The organism is Microcoleus sp. AT8-B5 (assembly GCF_036705565.1).
GTDB lineage: Bacteria > Cyanobacteriota > Cyanobacteriia > Cyanobacteriales > Microcoleaceae > Microcoleus.
In genome coordinates, this window is record NZ_JAUBUY010000003.1 from 84,513 (window position 1) to 93,958 (window position 9,446).

Sequence of the window (9,446 nt, forward strand, 5' to 3'; positions counted from 1 at the left end):
ACAGCCAACAGCCAACAGTTACCAATTTCTCAGTAATTTGCTATAATAGTTAATAGCAGCAAATTGGTGCTGCTAACCCCGCACACAAGGTTATAGGAGTTAGGTCAAATGGCAAACAAACTCCAAGTCAATACACAGTCGATCGGCTACAGCGACTTTTACTGGAACCGCTTTAGTCCGAGAGTTGCGACTATCAGCAGCGTCCGCAACGCCAATCATTGGGAGGGCGGATTTATCACCTATATTGCATTTCCCACAAAAGTAGAAGCTACAGCAGCAATGAAGTATTTGCTATTGCATCAAAAAGCTGCTGATGTCGATATGCGGAAAGCCAAGCGAATGAAAGCAAAAGGCATTCGGTGGGAACTCAAAATTCGGGGTTTAGCTTTTAATGAAGTGCTGAAGCTTGCGACGATGGATATAACTGGAAAGCTAGTTATGTCACATGCAACTACTACTGAAGCCACAGGCTGATAAAAGCATTCAGATAACAGGTTGGGTTGAGACAACAAAACCCAACCCTTCCAATATTAGCCAATATCCATCTTCCTCTCTTTTCTCCTCCTCTGCGTCCTCTGCGCCCTCTGCGGTAAAAAAAATCCTATAAAATATATGCGTTTCATCAGCCCCAAAACAGACTTTGCATTCAAAAAAATATTCGCTTCTTCCGAACATCCAGAAATTTTAATCAGCTTCCTAAATGCAATGCTGTATAACGGAGAACCAACAATCCAAGAAATAGAAATCATTGACCCTTATTCAGCCGGCAGCGTTACAGGATTGAAAGACACTTACCTGGATGTCAAAGCCAAGATTACCGGCAACAAAACCGTGATTGTGGAAATGCAGGTACTCAACGTCGCCGCCTTTGAAAAACGGGTAGTATACAATGCAGCGAAAACCTATTCTACTCAACTCAAAGCTGGAGAAGGTTATTTAAAGTTAAATCCAGTCATTGCTTTAACCATCACCGACTTTATCTTATTTGAAAACACCGAAAAACTAATTTCTAATTTTGAATTCACAGAAACCGAAGAAAAATTCGTCTATCCCAACTGCGAGTTAAAGTTAGTGTTTGTCGAGTTACCGAAATTCAAAAAAGAATTGAACGAACTCGAAACTCTGCCTGAAAAATGGATTTACTTTATGAAAAACGCGCCCTCTTTGGAAGCAGTACCAGAGACATTGGGGTCTATTGAAGAGATTAATACCGCGCTGGAAATTGCCAACCGAGCAAATTTGACACTAGACGAATTGAATGATGTAGACAAACGAGAAATGTTTATCCAAGACCAAATCGGGTCTGTGATGAAAGGGATAGAAATTGGTATACAACAGGGGATTGAACAGGGAATACAACAAGGAATTGAACAAGGAATTGAACAAGGAATCGAACAAGGAATCGAAAGGGGTAAAATTGAGGGGGAAATAGGATTAATTATGCGTCTCCTCCTGCGGCGGGTGGGTGATGTTACAGTGGAAGTTCAAACTCGCATCCAGGGGTTATCTGCGGAACAGTTAGATGATTTGGGAGAGGCTTTGTTGGATTTTAGGAGTCAAGAGGATTTGATTGTGTGGTTGGAGTCGGCGGCGGGATGAACTGATGAGTTATATCATGTCCGATCGATTGACCATAATATCCCGGCCGGGCGGGTTTTTGAGATTGTCAATTATTGGCAGATATTGTTGGTGAACCCGCCCCTACCTGATTTCGGGCGAAGCGAAGCGGAGGGAATTGACCGGACATGATATTAAACTGAGAGTCAGGGATTTTTAACGCGGATTTGGTAAAATTCCCAATCTCTGCATTCATTTAAACTTTAGTATCTGCGGGAACTTCCCTCTGTACCAGCATCCAACCTAACAGCGCTAAAATAAGACCGAGGATGAGAAATCCTAAATCCCAAGCTAACTCGTTGATACCGGGTTTGACGTGGTGGATTCCCAAAATCTGATGGTCAACAATGCCTTCAACAAAGTCAAACAATCCAGCACCAATTAATATTGAACCGAAAAAAGTTTGAGTTGACAAAGGAACATCTTTGCGCTTCACAGCACTCCACAAACAGAAGATTCCCGCCACTGTTACTAACCAATCCGCAGCGTGAAACAATCCATCTCCGAGGGTATTTAATTCTAAACCCGCAACGGTAGTATCGGTTTTAACGCTGCTAAACATATGGTGCCACTGGAGGAGTTGGTGCAGCACAATGCCGTCAAAAAAGCCGGATTGACCGATACCTAGGAGAATTCCTGCGATAATTAGAGGTCGGCGGTTGTTAACAGCGGTGGCTGGTGAGTTTGTGCGATCGTCCAATGGAAAACCTCAGATGATTTAACTGCTGAGCCTGGGTCTGTGAAGGGATTTGCCAGTACATTTTTTAGTTTTGCTGGGGAGAAGGGGCGATCGCATCATCCGCGAGAGAGATTTCTGGACTTGATGGGGGCTACAATTAAATCGGTTGAGCATTTGAGATCATTTTCGTGAATTAATTCTGATGATTTATTACGCCTGTAGGGGCGGGTTCACCCTAACTTATCAGACACCACAAAAAATATTGTAAACCCGCCCCCACCACCGGATTCTCGGTGAATTTCCCCATCTAGTTTAGATTAAATCCGCCAATCAATTAGAGTAATTCATTGGGCGGGGGCGGGTTTATTTAGATTGTTATTGAGGGACATAGATATTGGTGAACCCGCCCCTACAGAACCTTTGTCTATGCAAATACTGCTTCTACGGCTTTCGGCAATGCGATGGGCACGAAATACGCGACTGGATACAAATAATCTTCACCTGATTCATCAATAACTCGGATAAATTGATGTTCCCCAGCGCGATTATCGGGTATGATTCGATAGATTTTTCGCACTTCCAAGGATGCTTGATAGTCTTGATTGTTAATGCAAACTACAAATTGTGTTTCTAAGTTAAACTTCAACATATTTGCATAAAGTAGTCGGTTCAGAAGCAGTTGCCTCTGTCAACAAAATCGTCCCCTCAGTTGTCAATTCCCATCTATCGCGAGGCGAACCTGTTTCTATATATCGCTGAACCAAGCCATCAGCAGCCAGTTTTTTTAAGACAACCATCATGTCAGGTTCTCGCGGTACATCTCGACGAGAAAGTGCATTCGCGAGTTCGTACCAACTCCACTTTCCTTGACCTTTAGCTACTAATTCCAGCAGCACTAATTCAAGCTGGGTTAATTGAGTTAGGTTTTTCATCAAAATTCCTCTACGCTAGGATGAAATAAAACGCCGAATCCTTCTTTTAATTTATAATCTTCAAGAGTAGCTTTGTGAGCATTGTTCCAGAGTTCATAAGCCTGATCCGGGTCAGCGGGTTGTCCTGTTGGGTAGCCAAGCTTTTTATACCTGAGATCCTCGCGTAACTCGTGAGTATAAAAGCGTAAATCAACAGGATCAGCTACAAGGGTCTGCGTGGTGATACTTCTTAACCTTTCAACCATTCTTAGCTCAGCTTCACCAACTGGATTAAATCTGCGAACATGAGATTCAACTAAGCCAACGCCTTGATGGGTATTTTTAACATTTTGATAAGATAAGTTGAGAATTTTTCCGCCATTTTTATAGGGATTGAAAGGTCTGCCACTTGTTGCACCTTTTTCGATCATGTTATTCGAGTGACTTTAATCTACTGGCATAAGTGTTTGAAACTCAAAACTATGTAGATATTTTTGCCAGTCGGTCATTGCCCACAATAATTTTATATTCTACCTAAAATTTATCAACTGTTAAACAAGCCCCCGGATTCATCTGTGGAATGGGTATCTTGCCCGCCCGGAATGTTAAATTTTAATACTAAAAAATCGATCGCCCTTACCCCCAAAACTACATAATGTGAGTTACAAGTTCGTAGACGTAAGCCGGGGCGTAGCCATCGTACTTCTATCAAAAACCCTAAATCGTAAAACCTGTTTGTCCAAACAGACCCTTTCTATGGCAACCTGAAAAACAGCAGACACATTTTTATAGACCTTAGTAACAAAACTCTAGCAACCAGTTATGCAAACTCTGCCGAACCCCACTAAAACCCCCACCACCGAACCAACCTTCGACACCACCATCAAACGCCGCAAAACCCGACCCGTCAAAGTCGGTAGCGTCACCATCGGCGGCGGCTACCCCGTCGTCGTACAGTCGATGATTAACGAAGACACCCTCGACATCGACGGTTCAGTCGCCGGAATTCGGCGCTTGCACGAGATTGGCTGCGAAATCGTCCGCGTCACCGTGCCCAGCATGGCCCACGCCAAAGCTTTAGCCGAAATCAAGCAAAAACTGCACGCCACCTACCAACCCGTGCCCCTCGTCGCCGATGTCCACCACAACGGCATGAAAATTGCTCTCGAAGTGGCCAAACACGTAGACAAAGTGAGAATCAATCCCGGACTTTACGTGTTCGAGAAGCCGAAAGCCGACAGAACCGAATACACCGACGCCGAATTCGCGGAAATTGGCGCAAAAATCCGCGAAACCCTGGAACCTTTGGTGATTTCCCTGCGCGACCAAGGCAAAGCTTTGCGAATCGGCGTCAATCACGGTTCCCTCGCCGAACGGATGCTGTTTACCTACGGCGACACGCCCGAAGGCATGGTAGAATCGGCCCTGGAATTCATCAAAATTTGCGAATCCCTCGACTTCCGCAACATCGTACTTTCCCTGAAAGCCTCCCGCGCGCCCGTGATGGTTGCTGCTTACCGCTTGATGGTGCACCGGATGGACGAACTCGGCATGGATTACCCACTGCATTTGGGCGTCACGGAAGCAGGAGATGGCGAATACGGCCGCATCAAATCCACCGCAGGCCTGGCACCTTTGTTAGCTGACGGTATCGGCGACACCATCCGCGTCTCCCTGACAGAGGCCCCAGAAAAGGAGATTCCCGTTTGCTACAGCATTCTACAAGCCTTGGGACTGCGGAAAACGATGGTTGAGTATGTCGCTTGTCCTTCCTGCGGTCGCACTTTGTTTAATTTAGAGGAAGTGTTACACAAAGTGAGAGAGGCGACGAAGCATCTCACGGGTTTGGATATAGCAGTAATGGGCTGTATTGTCAATGGGCCGGGAGAAATGGCTGATGCGGATTACGGCTACGTCGGGAAGCAACCGGGTTATATTTCGCTGTACCGGGGCCGGGAAGAAATTAAGAAGGTGCCGGAAGACCGAGGGGTGGCAGAATTGATTGACTTGATTAAATCGGACGATCGCTGGGTCGATCCTTAGCCGATTCTTTCTCTGTTGCTAGAGTTCGACAGTCCGACAGTCCGACAGTCCGACAGTCCGACAGTTCGACAGTCCGACAGTCCGACAGTCCGACAGTCCGACAGTCCGACAGTCCGACAGGGGTTGAAACCCCTGTCTCATAGCTGAAGTCGGTTTAAACCGACTGAAGAGCACCTTTATCAGAAGCTGCAGGGCCTGTTCCACAAAGAGTGAGTGTTCTTGGGGGGTGGGCACGCGAGCCCGCCCTGAATAGAAGTCGGCAAAGTGGAAAATATATGTACGCCAAACGCGAGCGGGCCTTGCCTGTGTTAGATTGAGCGTAATTATTCTGAACTCTTTTCGTCCCGCGCGTCAGACAAATGGTTATAACAAAACGAGGGCTTGTTCTAAGTGCAGCAGCGGTGGTACTCACTGCTGTAACTCTTGCGAACACTGGTTGCAGTTCTAAATCTCTGGCTTCTTTTCGGGGAAGCCCTAAAGAGTTAGTTGATGAAGTTTGGCAAATTATTGACAAAAGTTATGTAGATGGCACTTTTAACCAGGTTGACTGGAAAGCGGTGCGAAATGATTATTTGAACCGGACTTATACCAGCGACGACGAAGCTTACAAAGCAATTCGGGAAATGCTGAAGAAGCTGGATGATCCTTATACGCGGTTTATGGACCCTCAAGAGTTCAGAAATATGCAGGTTGAAACTTCTGGGGAACTGACAGGAGTTGGGATTCAGTTGACTCAAGATGAGGAAACTAAGAAGTTGGTGGTGATTTCGCCGATCGAAGATACCCCTGCTTTTAGTGCTGGTATTCTGGCAAAAGATATCATTACTAAGATTGACGGCAAGAGCACAGAAGGCATGGATACGAATCAAGCAGTAAGTTTGATTCGCGGTCAGGTGAATACTGAGGTGACGCTGACTATTTTGCGGGGAAACAAGGAATTAGACTTTAAACTGAAACGCGCTAAAATTGAAATTCATCCAGTGCGGAAGTCGGTGCAGAAAACTCCCATCGGAGAAGTCGGCTATATTCGCTTAAATCAGTTCAGTGCGAATGCTGCATCGGAAATGCGATCGGCAATTAAGGATTTGGAACAGAAAAAGGTGACGGGCTATATTTTAGACTTGCGTTCCAATCCCGGCGGGTTGCTGTACGGAAGTATTGAAATTGCTCGGATGTGGCTCAAAGAAGGTACGATCGTCTCGACGGTCGATCGAGTCGGTGAGGCTGATAAACAAACGGCAAATAAGGGAGCGATCACAGACAAACCGTTAGTTATACTGGTAGACGGCGGTTCAGCAAGTGCTAGCGAGATTCTATCCGGTGCTTTGCAAGACAACAAACGCGCGGTTTTGGTGGGAACAAAGACCTTTGGTAAAGGTTTAGTTCAGTCAGTACGCGGCGTGGGAAATGGTGCCGGTTTGGCGGTGACAATTGCCAAGTATTTTACTCCCAACGGCACTGATATCAACAAGGCCGGGATTGAACCGGATTTTAAGGTAGAACTCACCGAGGCTCAAAAACAGGAATTGAGGCGCGATCGCGATAAAATTGCTACGACTGCCGATCCGCAATATGCGAAAGCTATGGAAGTTTTGACAAAGCAAGTTACTGGTAAAACAGGGAACAATAAGGCGGAGGCGAAACCGAATGCTGCGCCAGCTAAGCCGAATGCGGCGCAAGCAAAACCGAGTGCGGCACCGGCTAAATCCAAGTAGTTTTTAGTCACAAAAACTTCAGTAAAGAAGGACTAAAGTCCTCACTACGAACCTGGTTTGTAGTGAGGACTTTAGTCCTTCTTATCTTCAATCTTCAATCTTCAATCTAAAATCTAAAATCTAAAATCTAAAATTAGGTTGGTTGGCATTTGCCGGCGCGAATTAAACCGATGCGGCGGGCGATGGCATCTTCGGGCGAATCGTAAGGGCCCCACTTTTCAATAATACTGGGGTTTTGTTCTTCGAGTTGCGCGATCCTCTGCGAGGGCTCCGCCAACGGCAAAATTTCGCAATTACCCGCAGGACGTTTGACAATATAAAATTTTGGTGTTTCTGTCATAGCTAAATTCGTCAAATAAAAGCTGGATACTAACTAGGCAATTGGCTCATTATAAGCTGAGGCGCATCTACATTTGACAATCAAATTCGAGCAAATTCTTGTGGGGAGTAGGGGCCCTAGCGTCCCGCCCGCCCAAAAATACAATTTAGATGCGTAACAGCTTATCAAATAACGAAACGGCAATGCAGTGTCCCAAGCGTGTTTTAGCATTAAACCCGCCTTCCATTAGTGGCTGAAACCCCCGCCGGAATAAGGATTTAACCGCCTGGAACTAATAAGAATTAAAAAAAACTAACACTTTGGGAAGATGCCACCAAATTTATCTATGATAAAAATATAGACATTTGTCTCAACACTGCATTAAACCCTTTCAGAACTACCCAAATATTCTAATCTATACCAAAAAAAAACATGCAATTTTTCCCCAAAACAATCCCTGAAATTCAACCAGAAATCCTACCAGTTAACGAATCACCGCCTGAACTTGTTACTTTCGATGTCGGCGGGATGAAATGTGCCGGCTGCGCGAAAGCTGTGGAACGCCAACTCATGCAGTATTCAGGCGTCATTTCCGCTTGCGTTAACTTGGCCGTAGAAGTCGCGACGGTTGAGTGTCAACCGGGGGCTGTCGATGCAGAAGCTTTAGCGAAAAAGTTGACTGATAATGGATTTCCCTCTCAGTCTCGTTGTGGTGAAAATCAGCGGGAAGCAGAAGCGGCAACAATTGAACGACGGCGACAAGAAATTAGACAGCAAATCAAGCAATTGACGATCGCCCTTATCCTAATTATTCTATCCGGTTTAGGTCACGTACTCGGCACAAAAGCCCCAATTCTCAGCAATATTTGGTTTCACTGGGGACTCGCCACCCTAGCTTTGCTGCTACCGGGCCGCCCGATTATCGTTGATGGGTGCCGCAGTTTGTGGCGAAATGCACCCAACATGAATACTTTGGTAGCTTTAGGCGCTGTTACAGCTTACACCGCTAGCAACGCGGCGCTGCTGTTTCCACGGATGGGATGGGAGTGCTTTTTTGACGAACCGGTGATGCTGCTGGGCTTTATTTTGTTGGGCAAAACTCTCGAACAGCAAGCCAGACGGCGCGCTGCATCAGCTTTGCAAGCTTTAATCGCATTGCAACCGGCGAAAGCCCGCTTAGTAGATTTTAAACTCGCGACTTTAGATTTGCGATCGGAAGAATTGCCTTTAAACTCGACATCAGAAGTCTACGATCCACAATACATTGAAATTCCTGCCGATCGCGTCCGAGTCGGAGAATGGCTGCAAGTTTTGCCAGGGGAAAAAATACCGGTAGATGGTGAAGTCTGCGAAGGCAAAACAACCATAGATGAGTCGATGCTGACTGGCGAATCAATGCCGGTTTTGAAGCAACCAGGAGATACAGTTGTCGCCGGAACTATCAATAAATCCGGGGCAGTTGTGATGCGGGCAACTCGCACCGGTAAGGAAACAACTGTAGCTCAAATGGTGGCTTTGGTGCAGGCAGCCCAAACTCGCAAAGCGCCGATTCAAAATTTAGCTGATACTGTCGCGGGATATTTTGTGTATGGGGTGATGGGGATATCGGTTTTAACTTTCCTATTTTGGTATTTTGCGGGCACTCATATTTGGCCTTCTGTGCTTTTAGGACACGGGGCAATGGATATTATGGGACACGGGGCAATGAATATGGGAAATGAATTGCCAATTATCCATTATCAATCGCCTTTGCTGTTAAGTTTGAAATTGGCGATCGCAGTTTTAGTTATTGCTTGTCCTTGCGCTTTGGGATTGGCTACCCCAACTGCAATTTTAGTCGGTTCTGGCATCGGGGCGGAGCGCGGGCTTTTAATTCGCGGTGGTGATGTTTTAGAACGGGTGCATCAATTAGATACGGTGGTTTTTGATAAGACTGGCACTCTGACAACCGGAAATCTCACACTCACAGATTATTTGCCGATTTTCCAGAATTCGGAGTGGGATTTGAACTCGGATATTAATGTTGGAAACAGGCAAGATGTTTGTTCCACAATTGATGGGGTTTCTGGCAACAGGCAAGATGCCTGTTCCACAATTGATGGGGTTTCTGGCAACAGGCAAGATGCCTGTTCCACAATTGATGGGGTTTCTGGCAACAGGCA

General features: G+C 45.9%; 11 protein-coding genes. 5 read left to right on the forward strand and 6 right to left on the reverse strand.

Translation table 11 applies throughout. From position 1 onward, the window contains the following. Positions 1-108 precede the first annotated feature (108 nt). Both QUB39_RS03220 and QUB39_RS03225 read left to right on the forward strand, forming a co-directional pair. Positions 109-474: a hypothetical protein gene (locus QUB39_RS03220; protein WP_333056203.1), complete on the forward strand. Its 366-nt coding sequence runs from the start codon at positions 109-111 to the stop codon at positions 472-474. Positions 475-612: 138 nt separating this feature from the next. Next, entirely contained in the window at positions 613-1,599 is a 987-nt protein-coding gene (locus QUB39_RS03225; RefSeq protein WP_333210466.1) for an Rpn family recombination-promoting nuclease/putative transposase, read from the forward strand. Between the two features lie 214 nt (positions 1,600-1,813). Here the strand turns inward: QUB39_RS03225 and QUB39_RS03230 are convergent, their stop codons facing one another. From QUB39_RS03230 to QUB39_RS03245, 4 genes are all read right to left on the reverse strand, one after another. Continuing rightward, positions 1,814-2,317, reverse strand: coding sequence for a DUF2243 domain-containing protein (locus tag QUB39_RS03230; protein WP_333210468.1), 504 nt, complete (start codon positions 2,315-2,317; stop codon positions 1,814-1,816). Between the two features lie 403 nt (positions 2,318-2,720). After that, complete coding sequence (locus QUB39_RS03235; protein WP_333053143.1) at positions 2,721-2,945, reverse strand: hypothetical protein; 225 nt, start codon at positions 2,943-2,945, stop codon at positions 2,721-2,723. Further along, complete coding sequence (locus QUB39_RS03240) at positions 2,932-3,228, reverse strand: hypothetical protein (RefSeq protein WP_333053142.1); 297 nt, start codon at positions 3,226-3,228, stop codon at positions 2,932-2,934. Before QUB39_RS03240 ends, QUB39_RS03235 begins: the two co-directional genes overlap by 14 nt. Continuing rightward, positions 3,228-3,638: a hypothetical protein gene (locus tag QUB39_RS03245; RefSeq protein WP_333053141.1), complete on the reverse strand. Its 411-nt coding sequence runs from the start codon at positions 3,636-3,638 to the stop codon at positions 3,228-3,230. The genes QUB39_RS03240 and QUB39_RS03245 overlap by 1 nt, the downstream gene beginning before the upstream one ends. Before the next feature lie 391 nt (positions 3,639-4,029). Here QUB39_RS03245 and ispG point away from each other — a divergent pair, with 391 nt between their 5' ends. Then, positions 4,030-5,250 carry a (E)-4-hydroxy-3-methylbut-2-enyl-diphosphate synthase gene (gene ispG, locus QUB39_RS03250; protein WP_333210471.1) on the forward strand — a complete coding sequence of 407 codons (1,221 nt, stop codon included), beginning with the start codon at positions 4,030-4,032 and terminating at the stop codon, positions 5,248-5,250. An 18-nt stretch (positions 5,251-5,268) separates the two neighbouring features. On the opposite strand, the gene QUB39_RS03255 is transcribed toward ispG, so the two are convergent. Then, entirely contained in the window at positions 5,269-5,391 is a 123-nt protein-coding gene (locus QUB39_RS03255) for a hypothetical protein (protein ID WP_333210473.1), read from the reverse strand. Positions 5,392-5,609: 218 nt separating this feature from the next. Here QUB39_RS03255 and ctpC point away from each other — a divergent pair, with 218 nt between their 5' ends. Further along, positions 5,610-6,965, forward strand: a complete 1,356-nt coding sequence (gene ctpC, locus QUB39_RS03260) for a carboxyl-terminal processing protease CtpC (protein WP_333053137.1) — start codon at positions 5,610-5,612, stop codon at positions 6,963-6,965. 133 nt (positions 6,966-7,098) lie between these two features. Here ctpC and QUB39_RS03265 read toward each other — a convergent pair whose 3' ends face one another. Then, the gene (locus QUB39_RS03265; protein ID WP_333053135.1) at positions 7,099-7,305 is read right to left on the reverse strand and encodes a DDE transposase family protein; all 207 of its coding nucleotides are present in this window, start codon (positions 7,303-7,305) and stop codon (positions 7,099-7,101) included. Positions 7,306-7,716: 411 nt separating this feature from the next. Between QUB39_RS03265 and QUB39_RS03270 the strand changes: the two genes are divergently transcribed. Further along, on the forward strand, positions 7,717-9,446 hold a 1,730-nt coding region (locus QUB39_RS03270; protein WP_333312953.1), incomplete at its 3' end, for a cation-translocating P-type ATPase.

Coding starts and splice junctions, on each gene's coding strand:
- QUB39_RS03225 (WP_333210466.1), top strand. CDS start 613: ATGCGTTTCATCAGCCCCAAAACAGACTTTGCATTCAAAAAAATATTC.
- QUB39_RS03255 (WP_333210473.1), bottom strand. CDS start 5,391: ATGAGACAGGGGTTTCAACCCCTGTCGGACTGTCGGACTGTCGGACTG.
- QUB39_RS03245 (WP_333053141.1), bottom strand. CDS start 3,638: ATGATCGAAAAAGGTGCAACAAGTGGCAGACCTTTCAATCCCTATAAA.
- ispG (WP_333210471.1), top strand. CDS start 4,030: ATGCAAACTCTGCCGAACCCCACTAAAACCCCCACCACCGAACCAACC.
- QUB39_RS03240 (WP_333053142.1), bottom strand. CDS start 3,228: ATGAAAAACCTAACTCAATTAACCCAGCTTGAATTAGTGCTGCTGGAA.
- QUB39_RS03235 (WP_333053143.1), bottom strand. CDS start 2,945: ATGTTGAAGTTTAACTTAGAAACACAATTTGTAGTTTGCATTAACAAT.
- QUB39_RS03220 (WP_333056203.1), top strand. CDS start 109: ATGGCAAACAAACTCCAAGTCAATACACAGTCGATCGGCTACAGCGAC.
- ctpC (WP_333053137.1), top strand. CDS start 5,610: ATGGTTATAACAAAACGAGGGCTTGTTCTAAGTGCAGCAGCGGTGGTA.
- QUB39_RS03265 (WP_333053135.1), bottom strand. CDS start 7,305: ATGACAGAAACACCAAAATTTTATATTGTCAAACGTCCTGCGGGTAAT.